13 protein-coding genes are annotated in these 16,826 nt (G+C 68.5%); 8 read left to right on the top strand and 5 right to left on the bottom strand.

All coding sequences use genetic code 11. From position 1 onward, the window contains the following. Positions 1 to 351 precede the first annotated feature (351 nt). From ACTWJ5_RS09990 to ACTWJ5_RS09975, 4 genes are all read left to right on the top strand, one after another. On the top strand, positions 352 to 1,242 hold the full coding sequence (locus ACTWJ5_RS09990) for an urea transporter (protein WP_444438379.1): 891 nt from the start codon (positions 352 to 354) through the stop codon (positions 1,240 to 1,242). Between the two features lie 70 nt (positions 1,243 to 1,312). After that, a complete protein-coding gene (dapF, locus tag ACTWJ5_RS09985) occupies positions 1,313 to 2,143 on the top strand; it encodes a diaminopimelate epimerase (protein WP_074980380.1) in 831 nt (276 codons plus the stop codon). Positions 2,144 to 2,347: 204 nt separating this feature from the next. Then, positions 2,348 to 3,595 (top strand): serine/threonine transporter SstT, encoded by a 1,248-nt coding sequence (gene sstT, locus ACTWJ5_RS09980; protein WP_074980379.1) that lies wholly within the window; start codon positions 2,348 to 2,350, stop codon positions 3,593 to 3,595. 120 nt (positions 3,596 to 3,715) lie between these two features. Next, positions 3,716 to 4,714 carry a sulfate ABC transporter substrate-binding protein gene (locus ACTWJ5_RS09975; protein WP_074980378.1) on the top strand — a complete coding sequence of 333 codons (999 nt, stop codon included), beginning with the start codon at positions 3,716 to 3,718 and terminating at the stop codon, positions 4,712 to 4,714. 514 nt (positions 4,715 to 5,228) lie between these two features. Here ACTWJ5_RS09975 and ACTWJ5_RS09970 read toward each other — a convergent pair. Together ACTWJ5_RS09970 and ACTWJ5_RS09965 are read right to left on the bottom strand one after the other, a co-directional pair. Continuing rightward, positions 5,229 to 6,329, bottom strand: coding sequence for a DmpA family aminopeptidase (locus ACTWJ5_RS09970; protein ID WP_074980377.1), 1,101 nt, complete (start codon positions 6,327 to 6,329; stop codon positions 5,229 to 5,231). 17 nt (positions 6,330 to 6,346) lie between these two features. After that, positions 6,347 to 7,711 (bottom strand): APC family permease, encoded by a 1,365-nt coding sequence (locus ACTWJ5_RS09965; protein WP_256514779.1) that lies wholly within the window; start codon positions 7,709 to 7,711, stop codon positions 6,347 to 6,349. Between the two features lie 196 nt (positions 7,712 to 7,907). Between ACTWJ5_RS09965 and ACTWJ5_RS09960 the strand changes: the two genes are divergently transcribed. The 3 genes from ACTWJ5_RS09960 (at position 7,908) to ACTWJ5_RS09950 (ending at position 10,972) form a co-directional block, all read left to right on the top strand. Further along, the gene (locus tag ACTWJ5_RS09960) at positions 7,908 to 8,711 is read left to right on the top strand and encodes a LuxR family transcriptional regulator (RefSeq protein ID WP_043317234.1); all 804 of its coding nucleotides are present in this window, start codon (positions 7,908 to 7,910) and stop codon (positions 8,709 to 8,711) included. Between the two features lie 163 nt (positions 8,712 to 8,874). Continuing rightward, positions 8,875 to 9,453: an HD domain-containing protein gene (locus tag ACTWJ5_RS09955; protein ID WP_444438375.1), complete on the top strand. Its 579-nt coding sequence runs from the start codon at positions 8,875 to 8,877 to the stop codon at positions 9,451 to 9,453. A 130-nt stretch (positions 9,454 to 9,583) separates the two neighbouring features. Next, positions 9,584 to 10,972, top strand: a complete 1,389-nt coding sequence (locus tag ACTWJ5_RS09950; RefSeq protein ID WP_074980375.1) for an adenylate/guanylate cyclase domain-containing protein — start codon at positions 9,584 to 9,586, stop codon at positions 10,970 to 10,972. A 291-nt stretch (positions 10,973 to 11,263) separates the two neighbouring features. Here ACTWJ5_RS09950 and ACTWJ5_RS09945 read toward each other — a convergent pair whose 3' ends face one another. Continuing rightward, positions 11,264 to 12,556, bottom strand: coding sequence for a dicarboxylate/amino acid:cation symporter (locus ACTWJ5_RS09945; protein WP_009616960.1), 1,293 nt, complete (start codon positions 12,554 to 12,556; stop codon positions 11,264 to 11,266). Between the two features lie 352 nt (positions 12,557 to 12,908). On the opposite strand from ACTWJ5_RS09945, the gene ACTWJ5_RS09940 reads away from it, so the two are divergent. Next, a complete protein-coding gene (locus tag ACTWJ5_RS09940) occupies positions 12,909 to 13,910 on the top strand; it encodes an AraC family transcriptional regulator (RefSeq protein WP_074980374.1) in 1,002 nt (333 codons plus the stop codon). An 863-nt stretch (positions 13,911 to 14,773) separates the two neighbouring features. Here the strand turns inward: ACTWJ5_RS09940 and ACTWJ5_RS09935 are convergent. Together ACTWJ5_RS09935 and ACTWJ5_RS09930 are read right to left on the bottom strand one after the other, a co-directional pair. Further along, positions 14,774 to 16,117, bottom strand: a complete 1,344-nt coding sequence (locus ACTWJ5_RS09935; protein WP_444438372.1) for an ATP-binding protein — start codon at positions 16,115 to 16,117, stop codon at positions 14,774 to 14,776. Then, complete coding sequence (locus tag ACTWJ5_RS09930; RefSeq protein WP_009621787.1) at positions 16,114 to 16,791, bottom strand: response regulator; 678 nt, start codon at positions 16,789 to 16,791, stop codon at positions 16,114 to 16,116. Before ACTWJ5_RS09930 ends, ACTWJ5_RS09935 begins: the two co-directional genes overlap by 4 nt. Positions 16,792 to 16,826: the final 35 nt, after the last annotated feature.

Below are 16,826 nucleotides of genomic sequence, written 5' to 3'. Positions count from 1 at the left end.
GGAACCCTGCCAAAGCCTGGTTCCACACCGCGTCACTCCCGGACGGACGGGGCCGGGAAAACGGGGCCGCGACCCCGTCCGTCCGGGATTGGCCTTGAACGGCCAGCAGTTCTGTCGGCCATAGCCACCCTCGCACCCTCCCACGCAGGCTATGGACATTCGAGGCCACCCTCCGGCGATCCCGGGGACCGGCCTCTTTTTTATTCACGCCCCAAAATGGTGCCATGGCAGAATGCGCCCGCTGACACAGCCCACGGAGCTTCCCGCGATGCCCTCCCCCGATGGAGGGCACGGCCGCCGATGCGGAACCGGAGACGCCCCGGACATCCCCTTCAACTGCCCAGACCCTCGATGCGCCCACTACCGTTACTGAGCCTCTGGCTGCGCGGCTTCAGCCAGGTGTTCCTGCAACCCTCGCCGCTGTTCGGCCTGCTCTGCCTGGCCCTGATCGGCGCCTGCGCCCCCGGCCTGCTCCCCGGCGCCGTGATCGGCGCCGCTGCCGGCCCGGCCTTCGCCCACCTGCTGCGCTGCCGCCAGGGCGACATAGACGCCGGCCTGTACGGCTACAATGCTGTGCTGATCGGCCTGCTGCTGCCGCTGAAGTTCGCCTGGTCGCCCATGCTGGTGGCGCTCGCGCTGTTCGCCAGCCTCGCCAGCGTGTTGCTGCAGCGCCTGCTGCTGCGCGCCTCGCGCCAGCGCCACGGCCTGCCGCCCTACACCCTGGCCTTCGTCCTGCTCGGCTGGACGCTGCCGGCGCTGGGCACGCTGCTGTCGCTGCCAACTGCCGCGCCCCTGGCCGGGCTGGTCGAGCTGCCGCTGCCGACGCTGCTCGAAGCCACGTCCCGCGCCTTCGGCCAGGTGATCTTCCTCGATGCCCCGCTGGCCGGCGCGCTGATCTTCCTCGGCCTGCTGCTGGGCGCGCCGCGCGCCGCCACCTGGGCGCTGTTCGGCGCAGTGATGGTGCTGCCGGTGGCGGTGTTCGCCGGCATTCCCCAGGGCGACGTGCACAGCGGCCTGCTCGGCATGAACAGCGCCCTCGCCGCCCTCGCCCTGGCCCTGCGCGGCCCCGGCCCCTTCGCCCCGCTGGCCGGCGCCGTGCTGGCGCTCATCCTGCGACAGGCCATGGTCGCCCTGGGCATCCCCTTCATGACCGCGCCCTTCATCTTCGCCTGCCTGCTAGTGCTGCTGGGCGAACGCCTGCTGCGCCCGGCCTCGCGCCGCGCACCGCTGGCCGGTAGCTGAGGCGGATTGGCCAGGCGCGCGCGGGGCTGGCTATAGTGCAAGGCCCCCGCCGTCTGGAACCCGACCCGCGATGCGCTTCCACAAGTACCACGCCCTGGGCAACGACTACCTGGTCTACGCCGACACCACGCCCTTCCCCTTCGACGACGCGGCCGTGGTGCGCATCTGCGACCGCCATCGTGGCCTCGGCTCCGATGGCATCCTGGTGCCCGACGGGCACGGCGACGATGGCTTCGGCCTGCGCATCCTCAACCCCGACGGCTCCCTGGCCGAACGCAGCGGCAACGGCCTGCGCATCTTCTCGCGCTACCTGTGGGACCAGGCCCTGGTGGGCGACGCCCCCTTCCGCATCGTCACAGTCGCAGGGCCAGTAGTCAGCCAGGTATTCGACCAGGGCCGCGAAGTCGAAGTGGACATGGGGCACGCCGAATTCGCCAGCGCCCGCATTCCCGTGCAGGTCGCCACGCCAGAGGCCCTGGACCTGCCCGTCGAGCTGGAAGGCCAGGCCTTCCGGCTCAACGCGGTCTCCATGGGTAATCCGCACTGCGTGGTGTTCGTCGAACGCACCTCGGCGGAACTGGCGAAGACCTTCGGCCCGTTGCTGGAACGCCACCCCCTGTTCCCCAACCGCAGCAACGTGCAATTCGTCGAGGTGCTCGGGCGCAACGACCTGCGCGTGGAAATCTGGGAGCGCGGCGCCGGCTACACCCTGGCCTCGGGCACCAGCAGCTGCGCGGCCGCCGCCATGGCACGGCGCAAGGGCTACTGCGACGGCGAGGTTCGCGTGCACCTGGCCGGCGGCCAGCTGCGCATCCGTGTCGAGGACGACTTCCGCGTGCACATGCGCGGCGCCGTGCAACGCATCGGCGAGATGCGCCTGCACGCGGAATGCCTGCGCTGACCGCCAACCGTGACGCCATGTCACATGGCAATCCCATCCAGGCCGGCATAGGTCAAGGCCGGCCCGGCTCCACGCCGCCATGCTGGCGAGGCGTGGGCCTGGTTTCCGACGACCGCCGCGCATTTTCCCGCCCGTGACGGCATAATCCGCGCCCTTCCGCGGCCCGCCGGGTTCGCGTTTCCATTTGCAAGCAGCGGTAAGGTCATGACGCTTCCCTCCCCCACCCTGTTCCAACGCATCCAGCGCAGCAGCCTGGTGATGCGCATCTTCGTCGGCATGCTGGCCGGCATCGCCCTGGCGCTGGTCGCCCCCGACGCCGCCCTGGCCGTCGGCCTGCTCGGCAAACTGTTCATCGCGGCGCTCAAGGCCGTGGCGCCGGTGCTGGTCCTGGTCCTGGTGTGCGCCTCCATCGCCAACCACAAGGCCGGGCAGCGCACCCACATCCGACCGATCCTGGCGCTGTACCTGCTGGGCACCTTCGCCGCCGCGGTGGTGGCGGTGGCGGCCAGCTTCGCCTTCCCCTCCACCCTGGTGCTCGACGCCCCGGCCAGCGGCAACGCTCCGCCCGGCGGCATCGGCGACGTGCTCAATGGCCTGCTGTTCAGCGTCGCCAGCAACCCGGTGAAGGCGCTGCTGGAGGCCAACTTCATCGGCATCCTGGCCTGGGCCGTGGGCCTCGGCCTGGCCCTGCGCCATGCCCGGCAGAGCACCCGCGACCTGCTCGACGACCTGGCCGGCGGGGTGACGCTGATCGTCCGCGTGGTGATCGCCTTCGCCCCGCTGGGCATCTTCGGCCTGGTGGCCAGCACCTTCGCCGAATCCGGCCTCGATGCCCTGCTCGGCTACCTGCAGCTGCTCGCCGTGCTGCTGGGCTGCATGCTCTTCGTGGCGCTGGTGGTGAACCCGGCGATCGTGTTCTGGAAGCTGCGCCGCAACCCCTACCCGCTGGTCTTCACCTGCCTGCGCGAGAGCGGCGTGACCGCCTTCTTCACCCGCAGCTCGGCGGCCAACATCCCGGTCAACCTGCAGTTGTGCGAACGCCTGGGCCTGCACGAGGACACCTACTCGGTGTCGATCCCGCTGGGCGCCACCATCAACATGGCCGGCGCCGCCGTGACCATCAGCGTGTTGAGCCTGGCCGCGGCCCACACCCTGGGCATCGCCATCGACCTGCCCAGCGCCCTGCTGCTGTGCGTGGTCTCGGCGGTGTGCGCCTGCGGCGCCTCCGGCGTGGCCGGCGGCTCGCTGCTGATGATCCCGCTGGCCTGCGGGCTGTTCGGCATCTCCGGCGAGGTGGCCATGCAGGTGGTGGCGGTGGGCTTCGTCATCAGCATCCTGCAGGACTCGGCGGAAACCGCGCTGAACTCCTCCACCGACGTGATCTTCACCGCCGCGGCCTGCCTGGCCGAGGAGCCGGCAGCCGGCGAGGCGGGCCTGGGCGAGAAGCGCTGAGCCAGGCGACGCGCCCCGCGGGGCGCGTCCCTGCATAAGCAAATAGCCTTTGGGTATTTAAGCGCCATATAACCCATGGGCATAATCGGGCGATCCAACACTGCCGAGAAGGAACCGCCCGTGAAACGACTCTTCGCCGCCTCCCTGCTGGCCGCCGGAATGGCCCTGGCCGGCGCCGCCCAGGCCGCGCCGCCGCTGCTCAACGTCTCCTACGACGTGATGCGCGACTTCTACAAGGAGTACAACCCCGCCTTCCAGAAGCACTGGGAAGCGGAGAAAGGCGAGAAGATCACCATCCAGATGTCCCACGGCGGCTCCAGCAAGCAGGCGCGCTCGGTGATCGACGGCCTGCCGGCCGACGTCATCACCATGAACCAGGCCACCGACATCGACGCCCTGGCCGACAACGGCGGCCTGGTGCCGAAGGACTGGGCCACCCGCCTGCCGAACAACAGCGCGCCCTTCACCTCGGCCACCGTGTTCATCGTGCGCAAGGGCAACCCCAAGGGCCTGCACGACTGGCCGGACCTGCTCAAGGACGGCGTGCAGGTGGTGGTGCCCAACCCGAAGACCTCGGGCAACGGCCGCTACACCTACCTTTCCGCCTGGGGCTACTCGCTCAAGCACGGCGGCGATGAAGCCAAGGCCAAGGAATTCGTCGGCCAGCTGTTCAAGCACGTGCCGGTGCTGGACACCGGCGGCCGCGCGGCGACCACCACCTTCATGCAGAACCAGATCGGCGACGTGCTGGTGACCTTCGAGAACGAGGCCGAGATGATCGCCCGCGAATTCGGCCGCGGCGGCTTCGAGGTGGTCTACCCGAGCGTCTCCGCCGAGGCCGAGCCGCCGGTGGCGGTGGTCGACAAGGTGGTCGAGAAGAAAGGCACCCGCGAACAGGCCGAGGCCTACCTGAAGTACCTGTGGTCCGACGAGGGCCAGACCATCGCCGCCGACAACTACCTGCGCCCGCGCAACCCGGCGATCCTGGCGAAATACTCGGACCGCTTCCCGAAGGTGGACTTCTTCTCGGTGGAGAAGACCTTCGGCGACTGGCGCACGGTGCAGAAGACCCACTTCGCCGATGGCGGGGTGTTCGACCAGATCTACAGCGGTAACTGATAGCGCCCGCTGCGCCGAGGCGCTCTTCGTAGGAGCGAGCTTGCTCGCGAACCGCATGGCACAGCGTTTGTTCGCGAGCAAGCTCGCTCCTACGAGAAGCCGGGCCTGCCCGTACCGTAGGAGCGGACCTTGTCCGCGATGGCCGGACGTCCCGGCGCGATTCGCGGATGAGATCCGCTCCTACGCGGCCCCACCACTCCATTCCCCTGTAGGAGCGCGCCCTGCGCGCGATTCGCGGGCAGGGGAAATGCCGTGCCTCATGGCCTGGGCAGGCCTGCGGCCCCCTCACCCTAACCCTCTCCCAGAGGGAGAGGGGACCGTTCGGAGTGCGTTGGTATTTCGGCGTTAGCCGGCCAGCACAGGGATTGCCGGCTGAAACCAGGCCGCCTCTCGGCACGGACCAGCCCCCTCTCCCTCCGAGAGAGGGCTGGGGTGAGGGAAAACCCGCGCGCCGATGTCATTCCCAGGTAGGAGCGCGACCTACGCATGAATCGCGGACGGAACCCCCGCCTCCTCAGCGCTGCCGCCACCCCACCTCGCGCAACGCCTCCAGCAGGCGCTCCCCGCCCAATGCCGGCACCAGCGTGCCGTCCGCCGTGCTCATCTCGCGGCCGGCCAGGATGGCGTTGACGATGGCTTCCTCCACCGCTTCCGCCGCCGCGGCGAACAGCGGCGAGATGTGCTCGTTGTTGAGCATCTGCAGCGGCGTGCTCTGCGGCAGGCCCTTGCGACCGTAGTCGGCCGGCGGCAGGTCCCGGTTGCCGGTGGCGAAGGCCAGGAAGATGTCGCCGCTGCTGTCCTCGGTGCCGCCGCCGGTGCGGGCGATGCCGATGGAGGCGCGCTGCGCCAGGCGCTGGCACTGGTGCGGCAGCAGCGGCGCGTCGGTGGCGATGATGACCACGATCGAGCCCATGCCCGGCTCGCCCTTTTCCGCGAAGGGCGAGGGAATGTCGCCCAGCACCCGGCCCACCGGGTAGCCGTCGACGCGCAGTTCGCGGCGCTGGCCGTGGTTGGCCTGGACCAGCACACCGACAGTCCAGCCGCCCTGCTCCGCCGGCAGCTTGCGCGAGGCGCTGCCGATGCCGCCCTTGAACTCGTGGCAGATCATCCCGGTGCCGCCGCCCACCGGGCCTTCGGCCACGGGCCCGGACTCGGCGCCGGCCAGGGCCTGGCGCACCTGCTCGGGGCCGACGTGCTGACCCCAGATGTCGTTGAGCAGGCCGTCGTAGGTCTCCATCACCACCGGCATGCACCAGTACACTGCCGGGTCGCCCAGGGCGTCGCGCTCGGCGGCCACCAGGGCGTCGCGCACCACGCCGACGCTGTGGGTGTTGGTGATGGCGATCGGCGTGGTCAGCAGGCCGGCCTCGCGGATCCACTCCAGGCCCGTGGCATCGCCGTTGCCGTTGAGCACATGGACGCCGGCGAAGCAGGGTTGCAGGCGGGCCTCGCCGGCGCGGGGCTGGACAATGGTGACGCCGGTGCACACCTGCTTGCCATCGCGCTCGGCGATCAGCGTGCTGTGGCCGACGCGGACGCCGGGGACATCGGTGATGGCATTGAATGCGCCGGGCGTGCCCAGGCCCAGGGTGATGCCGAGTTGACGAGCGCGCATGGGGACTCCTGTGGTCTTCAGAGTTTCTGGAAAGCCGGGCTCAACTTGCCGTAGGTGCCGTAGAGAATCACCGACACGGCCAGTATCCCGATAATGGTCATCACATCCCGCGCCGAGGCGTCCAGCAGCAGGTTGAGCAGCAGATAGCCGGCGCCGACCACCGCCAGCAGCGCCGGCAGCGGCCACAGCGGCATGCGGTAGGGGTGCTCGCGGTCGCGGCGCAGCACGCGGCTGAACAGCGCGCACAGGGCCACCACCAGGTAGATCAGCACCAGCAGCAACACGGTGAAGGAGGTCAGTTCCTCCAGGTTGGAGCTGAAGCTCAGCGCCGCCGAGGGCACGCCGAGGAACAGCGTGGCCAGCCAGGGCGACTCCCAGCGCGGGTGGATGCGGGTGAAGGCGCGGTTCAGCGTTGGCGTCCAGAGGGCGTCGCGGCCGCTGCTGAAGATCACCCGGCCGACCTGGATGACGATCGCGACTATGGCGTTGAACACCGAGAGGAAGATGCCGGCGCTGACCAGCCGCGACAGCGTGGCGTTGCCGTGGGCAGTGAGCAGGTAGCCGATGGGGTCGGGGCTGGCGAGCATGTCCTTGAGCGAGGGCGCGCCGATCAGCAGCGCGGTCAGCGGCACCAGTTCGATCACCACCACCAGCACCAGCGACCAGAGCACCGCGCGGTGCACGCTGCGGCCGCCGTCCTTCATGTCCTCGGCCAGGAGCACCGCGCCGCCGAAGCCGTTGTAGGAGAACACCGCTGTGCCCACCGCGCCTATCACCAGCGCCCAGGGCGCCGCCGCCAGCACGCCGCCGCTCAGCGTCTGCGGCTGCAGCAGCACGCTCAGCGGCTGGCTGGCGTGGCCGAAGCCGAGCACCACTATCACCAGCAGCGCGGCCACTTCGCAGAGCAGGAAGACCCCGGTGACCCAGGCGTTGACGCGGATGTTGAGGATGCCCAGCACGTAGCTGGCGGCGACTATGACCAGGGCCACGGTCTGGGTGTCGAACTGCGTGCCCAGCGCGCCGTTGAGGTAGGTGGCCGCGCCCGTGGCCAGCACCGGCGGGATGAACAGCAGCGAGACCAGCACGGCGAGGAAGGTGGCGTAGCCGGCCATGCCGCCGAACACCCGCTTGGCGTAGACGTACTCGCCGCCGGCCGAGCTGTGCGCGCGGCCCAGCTCGGCGTAGCACCAGGCGAACATCAGCGCCAGCGCCGCGGCCATGACGAAGGCCAGGAAGGCGCCGCTGCCGGCCTGCTGGATGGCGAAGGGAGCGATGACGAATACGCTGCTGGCGGGGGTGACCGCCGAGACGGTGATGGCGACCACGTCGAACACGCCCAGGCTGGGCTTGAGCGCGCCGTCCGGCGCTGCGGGAGAGCTCATGTCGTTTTCCTCGAATTGTTATTGGCGGTTGAGGCAGGAACGAAAACCCTTGTGGCGCCCTCTGCGCGGGGCGCTGCATGGCCCGCAGTCTGGGCGGCCGGGCCCTGGCGGCCAATCACCATTTGGGGTTACGCCCCTTGACGGCGGGGCCTGAAAAAGAGGAAACCGGGTGACCTTTCGCGCCGGAGCCCCGGGGATGCACAACCTGTTTCGCGAAGTCGGCATGCACGCCAACCTCGGCCGCGCCATCGAGCAGATCGGCCAGCCGCGCTTCTGGAAGCAGTTGATCCTGCTGCTGCACCAGTGGCTGCCGTTCGACAACGCCCTGGCGGCCTTCTACCCCGCCAACGCCATCCCGGTGGCGCTGGAGGAATACGACGCCGATCCACAGGCCGTCTCGGCGGCCATGCCCGCCTACCTCAGCGGCCTGTACCAGCTCGACCCCTTCTACCAGGCCTGCCGCGAAGGCCTGCCCAGCGGCCTGTACCGCCTGGAGGAAGTCGCCCCGGACCAGTTCCGCCAGAGCGAGTACTTCCTCAACTACTTCCACGACAACGTGCTGGAAGACGAGGTGCAGTTCATCCTGCAGTTGCCCGGCCAGGGCGCGCTGTCGCTGTCCCTGGGCATGCGCAAGCCGTTCGACGCCGCACAGTGCGGCCTGCTGGCGATGCTCTGCCCCTGGGTGCTGGCGCTGATGCAGCAGCACTGGCAGCAGCGCAGCCAGCGCCTGCTGCCGGCGAACCCGGAGGGCGTGGCCACCCAGGTGCGCGACGCCCTCAGCCACTTCGGCGCCGGGGTGCTCTCCGAGCGCGAGCTGGAGATCGCCCGGCTGATCCTGCGCGGCTACTCCTCCAAGGCCATGGCCGAGCGCCTGGCCATCTCCCCGGAGACCATCAAGGTGCACCGCCGGCACCTCTACGCCAAGCTGGACATCTCCTCGCAGCCGGAGCTGTTCTCACTGTTCCTGCAGTCCCTCGGACACGACCCGGAGAACCCCTGAGGCAGGCTCCATCGACCCGGCGAATGCGCCCGAGCGGGGAGCTTCGCGGCCTGAATGGGCGTGTCCGGAGAGACAGCAGCCTGTCCGCCGCGGCCACTGGCCGGCTACGGCCGGGCCCCTAGACTGAAGGCCGTCCAAACGACAATCACAAGAGGACAGCCCGATGAATGCCCGCGCCAAGTTCACCCACATGGAAGACGGCAGCGTCGAGGACTGGTCGATCATCGCCCAGGATTTCGCCGCCTACGCCACCCAGTTGCCCGACCGCATCCTCACCCACCTGCGCCTGCTCGACGGCGACTTCGGCGGCTTCCCGGTGGACCGCCTGAGCCACTCGCTGCAGACCGCCACCCTGGCCCACCGCGACGGCCGCGACGAGGAATACGTGGTCTGCGCCCTGCTCCACGACATCGGCGACACCCTCGGTTCCTACAACCACGCCGACATCGCCGCCGCCATCCTCAAGCCCTTCGTCAGCCCGGAGAACCTCTGGATGATCGAGAAGCACGCGATCTTCCAGGGCTACTACTTCTTCCACCACCTGGGCCTGGACCGCCACCTGCGCGAGCAGTTCAAGGACCACCCGCAGTTCGAGCAGACCATCGAGTTCTGCGCGCGCTACGACGCCGCGGCCTTCGACCCCGAGGGCGAGACGCTGCCGCTGGAGTTCTTCGAGCCGATGCTGCGGCGCGTCTTCGCCAAGCCGCGGCAGTCCATCTACATGGCGCGGGACGCCGACTGAAACCGGCCGCCGGCCGGGGCGATGAATCGTCACTGGCCGGCGGATGGGCGCTTGGTTAAGATCCCCAGGTCGTACTTGTGGAAGGCGCACGTCAGAATGCGCCATCACCGATCAGGGATAATCCGAGCGCATGAAGCCCAACCGTTCCGAAACGCCGTCCCGACCTGGCGCCGCCCCTCTGCGCGAGTACCATTCGCGCGTCCTGGCCTACCTCGCCGTGGCCGCCACCGTCAGCGCCGGCACCTTCAGCCAGTACTTCGGCTACGACGCGCTCTGGATGGTCCCCTACGCCCTGCTCTACCCGCACCTGGCGCAGAACCTGAGCCGCCGCTACAAGCACAGCCACCCGCAGCAGACACGCCTGGTCCTGCAGGCCCTGGACGCCCTGCACACCGGCGCCGGCGCCGCCCTGCTGGGCTTCTCGGTGGTGCCGGCGCTGATGCTGGTGCTGATCCTGGCCTTCTCCTCGCTGGTCGTCGGCGGCCTGCGCACCCTCGGCCTGGCCCTGCTGATGGCGCTGAGCGCCGCGGTGCTCACCGGCGCGCTGGCCGGCCCGGGCTTCAAGGGCAACGCGCCGCTGCTGGTGAACCTGGTCAGCGTGCTGTTCTGCGCCTTCTACATCTGCGTCACCGCCTACTTCACCCACCAGCAGGGCCTGCGCCTGGCCCAGGTGCGCGGCGAGATCGCCCGCGAGCAGGAAAAGGCCGCGAGGCTGGCGCACAACCTGGCCAAGTACCTGTCGCCGCAGGTCTGGGAATCCATCTTCAGCGGCAGGCGCAGCGTGCGCCTGGAGACCCAGCGCAAGAAGCTCACGGTGTTCTTCTCCGACATCAAGGGCTTCACCGAGCTGTCCGAGGAGCTGGAGGCCGAAACCCTGACCGACATGCTCAACAACTACCTCAACGAAATGTCGAAGATCGCCCTCAAGTACGGCGGCACCATCGACAAGTTCGTCGGCGACTGCGTGATGGTGTTCTTCGGCGACCCCGCCACCCAGGGCGCGAAGAAGGACGCCGTGGCCGCGGTGTCCATGGCCGTGGCCATGCGCAAGCACATGAAAGTGATGCGCCAGCAGTGGCGCGCCCAGGGCATCACCAAGCCGCTGGAGGTGCGCATGGGCATCAACACCGGCTACTGCACGGTGGGCAACTTCGGCGCCGACACGCGCATGGACTACACCATCATCGGCCGCGAGGTGAACCTCGCCAGCCGCCTGGAAAGCGCCGCCGAGGCCGGCGAGATCCTCCTCAGCCATGAGAGCTACTCGCTGGTGAAGGACGTGATCATGTGCCGCGACAAGGGCCAGATCAGCGTCAAGGGCTTCAGCAAGCCGGTGCAGATCTACCAGGCGGTGGACTTCCGCCGCGACCTGGGCGCCAACCCCAGCTTCATCGAGCACGAGTTGCCGGGGTTCTCCATGTACCTGGACACCAACAACGTGCAGAACTTCGACAAGGACCGGGTGATCCAGGCGCTGCAGCAGGCGGTGGAGAAGCTCAAGGACAAGATCATTCTTTGAGCTTGTGCCGCTGGCTGCCTTCGTAGGAGCAGCGGTCGTGCCCAGCGCACCGGGGGGCTTTTCGTAGGATGGGTTGAGCCTGCGATACCCATCGGCCATGGTGATGGGTATCGCTTCGCTCAACGCCATCCTACGAAAAGCCGTGCTTCCTGGAACTGTAGGAGCGGACTTCGTCCGCGATTGGGCTCGCCGTTCGCGCCGGACCGCCCATAAAAAAGCCCGCTGCGGGGGCGGGCTTGAAGGAGGCGCGGCGCTTCACGTCGCCACGCCCAACCGGAGAACCGGGAGGTATCAGGCGGCCTGGGCCTCCTTGGCTTCCAGCGCCGACGGGCCGGCGGCCAGTTCGCGCTCCAGTTGCGCGGAGTCCAGCTGCTTGCACCACTTGGCGACCACCACGGTAGCCACGCCGTTGCCCACCAGGTTGGTCAGCGCGCGGGCCTCGGACATGAAGCGGTCGATGCCGAGGATCAGCGCCAGGCCGGCGACCGGCAGGTGGCCCACGGCGGACAGGGTGGCGGCCAGGACGATGAAGCCCGAACCGGTGACGCCCGCCGCGCCCTTGGAGGCGATCAGCAGCACCAGCAGCAGGGTCAGCTGGTGGGTGATGTCCATCGGGGTGTCGGTGGCCTGGGCGATGAATACCGCGGCCATGGTCAGGTAGATCGAGGTGCCGTCGAGGTTGAACGAGTAGCCGGTGGGGATCACCAGGCCGACCACGCTCTTGTCGCAGCCCAGCTTCTCCATCTTGGCGATCATGCGCGGCAGCGCCGATTCCGAGGACGAGGTGCCGAGGACGATCAGCAGCTCCTCGCGGATGTACTTGATGAACTTCAGGATGTTGAAGCCGTGGGCGCGGGCGATGCCGCCCAGGACGATGAGCACGAACAGCAGGCAGGTGATGTAGAAGCAGGCCATCAGCTGGCCCAGCTGCACCAGCGAGCCCACGCCGTAGGCGCCGATGGTGAAGGCCATGGCGCCGAAGGCACCGATGGGAGCGACCTTCATGATCACGTTGATGATGTTGAACATCACCTGGGTGAAGCGCTCGATGAACTGGAAGATCGGCTGGCCGTAGCTGCCCAGGCGGTGCAGGGCGTAGCCGAACAGCACGGAGAAGAACAGCACCTGCAGGATGTCACCGTTGGCGAAGGCGCCGACCACGGTGTTGGGGATGATGTTCATCAGGAAGTCGACGGTGCTCTGCTTCGCGCCGGCGGCCGCGTAGGCGGCGATCTTGCTGGTGTCCAGGCTGGCCGGGTCGACGTGCATGCCGGCGCCGGGCTGGACCACGTTGACCACCACCAGGCCGATGATCAGCGCGATGGTCGAGACGATCTCGAAATACAGCAGGGCCATGCCGCCGGTCTTGCCTACAGCCTTCATGCTCTGCATGCCGGCGATGCCGGTGACCACGGTGCAGAAGATGATCGGCGCGATGGCCATCTTGATCAGTTTGACGAAGCCGTCGCCCAGGGGCTTCATCAGCACGGCGGTCTGCGGATAGTAGTGGCCCAGGGCGATGCCGATGGCGATGGCGATCAGCACCTGCACGTACAGGCTCTTGTAGAAGGGTTGCTTGGTCATTGCGGCAGGGTCCTCTTGAGCTGGCGGCCCGCCTTCCTGGCGGCGGCGCGTTGCCCGAAGCGTTATCTCCCTTCAGTGGGAGAATTTGTTTTCGTCCTGCCCGTCGGCAGGCCTTGAACCCTATTGGCAAGCCCTGTGCCAAATCGCCATCCTTTAATTTTCACTTTAATTTCAACAGCTTAATAAATCACTAAAGCAACATGCGGGCTGATCGATGGCGGAAACCCGCCAAGCCCGCGGCGGGTTTCCCGCCACTTGGCGGGTATCCGCCAGGGCCCCGGGTGCCTTAGATTTGCCCCACGGCCGCCGCGAACCGGCGCCCGGCACACACGCAGCAGAACAAGGAAAACCCATGCGTGAACGCACCATCGCCAGCCATTTCGTCCGCGCCGCCCTGCGCGGCGCCCGCCAGCAGGGCCACGACCCCCTGCCCCTGCTGCGCGCCGCCGGCATCCAGCCGGCCTTGCTCGAAGAGCCGCGGGCGCGGGTCTCGCCCGAGCAGTTCGGCCGGCTGATCCAACTGGTCTGGGAAGACCTCGACGACGAGTACATGGGCTTCGGCGAGGTGCGCAGCAAGCGCGGCACCTTCGCCATGATGTGCCACGCCATCATCCAGTGCCGCACCCTGGAGAAGGCCCTGGGCCGCGGCGCGCTCTTCTACGACCTGTTCCCCGCCGCGCCGCGCATCGAGCTGCGCCGCGACGGCGAGCGCGCCGAACTGGTCATCGACCACAGCGCGCTGCAGGACCCGGAACACTTCCTCACCGAGAGCCTGCTGGTGATCTGGCACCGCCTGGGCAGTTGGCTGATCGGCCAGCGCATCCGCCTGGAAGAGGCCCGCTTCGCCTACCCCGAGCCGGCCCACGCCGCCGAGTACGACCTGCTGTTCCCCTGCCCGCGGCGCTTCGCCGCCGACAGCACCGGGCTGAGCTTCCACGCGCGATACCTGGACATGCCGCTGCTGCAGGACGAGCGCAGCCTCAAGCACTTCCTCAAGGACTCCCCGGCCGACCTGCTGGCCCGCCCGGACGGCGGCGACAGCCTGACCAGCCAGATCCGCCGCCTGCTCGGCCGCGACTGCCGGCGCTGGCCGGACCTGGAAAGCGTGGCGCAGCAGCTGCACATGAGCCCGCAGACGCTGCGCCGCCACCTGCGCGAGGAAGGCCCGAACTTCCAGGAACTCAAGGACCAGCTGCGCCGCGACCTGGCCATCTACCACCTGGGCCGCGACGAATTGTCGATCCAGGACATCGCCGACCAGCTCGGCTTCTCCGAGCCCTCGGCGTTCCACCGCGCGTTCAAGAAGTGGACCGGGCTGACGCCGGGGGCGTACCGGGCGCAGCAGGGGGAGTGACGGGCTTTGCGGGCGATGGGTATCGCTGCGCTCAACGCCATCCTACGACAGCGTTTTTCCTACCCCCGTAGGAGCGGACCTTGTCCGCGATAGCCGGCCGTCCAGGCGCGGTTCGCGGATAAGATCCGCTCCTATGCTGCCCCACCTACGCCATTCCCATGTAGGAGCGCGCCCTGCGCGCGATTTCGCGGGCAGGGCCCGCTCCTACAGGTTGCCGGGAAACACGGTATTCCTCCCCCGTAGGAGCGGACCTTGTCCGCGATAGCCGGAGGTCCAGGCGCGGTTCGCGGATGAGATCCGCTCCTACGCGGCCCCACCTACGCCATTCCCATGTAGGAGCGCGCCCTGCGCGCGAAATCGCGGGCAGGGCCCGCTCCTACAGGTTGCCGGGAAACACGGTATTCCTCCCCCGTAGGAGCGGACCTTGTCCGCGATAGCCGGACATCCCGGCGCGATTCGCGGATGAGATCCGCTCCTACGCTGCCCCACCCACACCATTCCCCTGTAGGAGCGCGCCCTGCGCGCGATTTCGCGGGCAGGGCCCGCTCCTACAGGTTGCCGGGAAACACGGTATTCCTCCCCCGTAGGAGCGGACCTTGTCCGCGATAGCCGGAGGTCCAGGCGCGATTCGCGGATGAGATCCGCTCCTACGCCGCCCCACCCACACCATTCCCATGTAGGAGCGCGCCCTGCGCGCGATTTCGCGGGCAGGGCCCGCTCCTACAGGTTGCCGGGAAACACGGTATTCCTCCCCCGGAGCGGACCTTGTCCGCGATAGCCGGAGGTCCAGGCGCGGTTCGCGGATAAGATCCGCTCCTACGGTACGGGCAGGCACGGCTTCTCGTAGGAGCGCTCCGACGCACCTACCCCGGCAAACGGATGCGGAAACAGGCGCCGCCCAGCTCGGAGTCATCCAGCGCCAGGCTGCCGCCGTAGCTGTCGAGGATGTCCATCACCACCGCCGTACCTATGCCCTGCCCCGGGTGCTGGGTGTCCAGCCGCTCGCCGCGCTGGAGGATGCGCTGGCGCTGGTCCGGGGGGATGCCCGGGCCGTCGTCTTCCACCCGCAGTTCGTAGCCGCCGTCCTGCTGGCGGGCGCTGATGCGCACCCGGGCCAGGCACAGGCGGTAGGCGTTCTCCAGCAGGTTGCCGAGCAGCTCCAGCAGCGCGCCCTGTTCCAGCGGCAGGCTCAGGTGGCCGGGAAAGTCGCGTTCGAGGATCACCCGCTTGTCGCGGTAGACCTTGTCCAGCGCGCCGGCCAGGGTGTCCAGCAGCGGGCCGAGCTGCACGCGGTGGCGCACCAGGCCGCTCTTGCGCAGGCTGGCGCGCTGCAGCTGGTAGCCGATCTGCTGGCTCATGCGCTCGATCTGGCTCTGCAGCACCTGCACCTGCTCGCGGTTGCGCGGCTCGTCGGCGAGGTTTTCGCTCACCCCCTGCAGCACTGCCAGCGGCGTCTTCAGGCTGTGCGCGAGGTCCGCCAGGGAGTTGCGGTAGCGCTCGCGCTGGCTGCGCTCGCCGTCCAGCAGGCGGTTCAGCGAGTCGGTCAGGCGCAGCATCTCGCTGGGGTGTTCGCCGCTCAGGCGTTCGCGCTCGCCAGCCTCGATCTGGTCCAGCTCCTCGCGTATGCCGCGCATGGAGCGGAAGCCCCAGCCCAGGCCGAGCCAGAGCAGCCCGAGCAACAGCAGCAGCGCGCCGCCGAGCCAGATGTACAACTGCTCGCGGAAGCCGTGCACCAGCTCGCGAAAGGCGCTCACCGGCTGCATGGTGACGATGCTGTAGGCGGCCTGCTTGCCGCCCACCAGGTCGATCTCCACGTCGTAGACGAAGAATTCGTTGCCGTGGTCGTCGCGGGCGCGGGTGAACACGTCGGGCTCGCCGTCGTAGAGCGGCACGTACTGCACGCTCTCGTCCTGGGTCGAGGTGGAGCGCCAGACCATCCGCCCCTCGCGGTCGTAGATGTAGCCCAGCAGCTTGGACTCCGGCAGGTTGAAGTCCTCCACCGCCAGGTGCTCGGGCATGTTCAGGCGGTCGCCGTCGATGCGCGCGGACGACACCAGGGTGGCGACGTCCGAGGCCAGGCGCTGCTGGATGGCGTTCACCAGGGCGATGCTGAACGCCCGCTGCAGCGCCGGCAGCAGGGCCAGCATGAACAGGATCGCCAGGGCCGCGGCCCCCAGCATCAGGCGCAGGCGCAACGAGCGCATCAACGGCAACGCTCGGTGAACAGGTAGCCCTGGCCGCGCACGGTGTCGATCGGGCGGAAGCCCTCGTGCGACTCCAGCTTGCGCCGCAGGCGGCCGACCAGCACCTCGATGACGTTGGGGTCGCGCTCGTCGTCGTCCGGGTAGAGCTGCTCGATCAGCCGCTCCTTGCTCACCACCTGCTGGTGGTGGCGCATGAGGTATTCGAGGATGCGGTACTCGAAGGCGGTCAGGCCCAGGGTCTCGCCGGCCACCGTGGCCTGCTTGCGGTTCAGGTCGAGCAGCAGCGGGCCGGCCTCGATGGTGGCCTGGACGAAGCCGCTGGAGCGGCGCAGCAGGGCGTTCAGGCGCGCTTCCAGCTCCTCGAACTGGAACGGCTTGACCACGTAGTCGTCGGCGCCGGCGGCGAGGCCTTCGACCTTGTCCTGCCAGTTGCCGCGGGCGGTGAGGATGAGGATCGGGAAGGCCTTGCCCTGGCTGCGGAACTCGCGGATCAGGTCCAGGCCGCTCATGCCCGGCAGGCCGAGGTCGATGATCGCCAGGTCGTGATGGTATTCGTGGGCCCGGTACAGGGCCTCTTCGGCGTTGCCCACGGCGTCGACCACGTGGCCCTGTTCGCCGAGGCGGGTGTACAGGTGATGACGCAACAGCGCCTCGTCCTCCACCACCAGTAGTTTCATGGGACTTCCTCCTTATGCGGGGCCGGGCCGCGAGC

The organism is Pseudomonas sp. A6 (genome assembly GCF_052367875.1).
GTDB lineage: Bacteria > Pseudomonadota > Gammaproteobacteria > Pseudomonadales > Pseudomonadaceae > Pseudomonas > Pseudomonas citronellolis.
The sequence above is the reverse complement of the archived record's forward strand: the minus strand, read 5'-3'. Positions and strand labels throughout refer to the sequence as shown.

What these genes read in the sequence shown, in the direction of transcription:
- dapF (WP_074980380.1), top strand. Translation starts at nt 1,313, where the DNA reads ATGCGCTTCCACAAGTACCACGCCCTGGGCAACGACTACCTGGTCTAC.
- ACTWJ5_RS09970 (WP_074980377.1), bottom strand. Translation starts at nt 6,329, where the DNA reads ATGCGCGCTCGTCAACTCGGCATCACCCTGGGCCTGGGCACGCCCGGC.
- ACTWJ5_RS09945 (WP_009616960.1), bottom strand. Translation starts at nt 12,556, where the DNA reads ATGACCAAGCAACCCTTCTACAAGAGCCTGTACGTGCAGGTGCTGATC.
- ACTWJ5_RS09960 (WP_043317234.1), top strand. Translation starts at nt 7,908, where the DNA reads ATGCACAACCTGTTTCGCGAAGTCGGCATGCACGCCAACCTCGGCCGC.
- ACTWJ5_RS09940 (WP_074980374.1), top strand. Translation starts at nt 12,909, where the DNA reads ATGCGTGAACGCACCATCGCCAGCCATTTCGTCCGCGCCGCCCTGCGC.
- ACTWJ5_RS09965 (WP_256514779.1), bottom strand. Translation starts at nt 7,711, where the DNA reads ATGAGCTCTCCCGCAGCGCCGGACGGCGCGCTCAAGCCCAGCCTGGGC.
- ACTWJ5_RS09930 (WP_009621787.1), bottom strand. Translation starts at nt 16,791, where the DNA reads ATGAAACTACTGGTGGTGGAGGACGAGGCGCTGTTGCGTCATCACCTG.
- ACTWJ5_RS09955 (WP_444438375.1), top strand. Translation starts at nt 8,875, where the DNA reads ATGAATGCCCGCGCCAAGTTCACCCACATGGAAGACGGCAGCGTCGAG.
- ACTWJ5_RS09950 (WP_074980375.1), top strand. Translation starts at nt 9,584, where the DNA reads ATGAAGCCCAACCGTTCCGAAACGCCGTCCCGACCTGGCGCCGCCCCT.
- ACTWJ5_RS09990 (WP_444438379.1), top strand. Translation starts at nt 352, where the DNA reads ATGCGCCCACTACCGTTACTGAGCCTCTGGCTGCGCGGCTTCAGCCAG.
- sstT (WP_074980379.1), top strand. Translation starts at nt 2,348, where the DNA reads ATGACGCTTCCCTCCCCCACCCTGTTCCAACGCATCCAGCGCAGCAGC.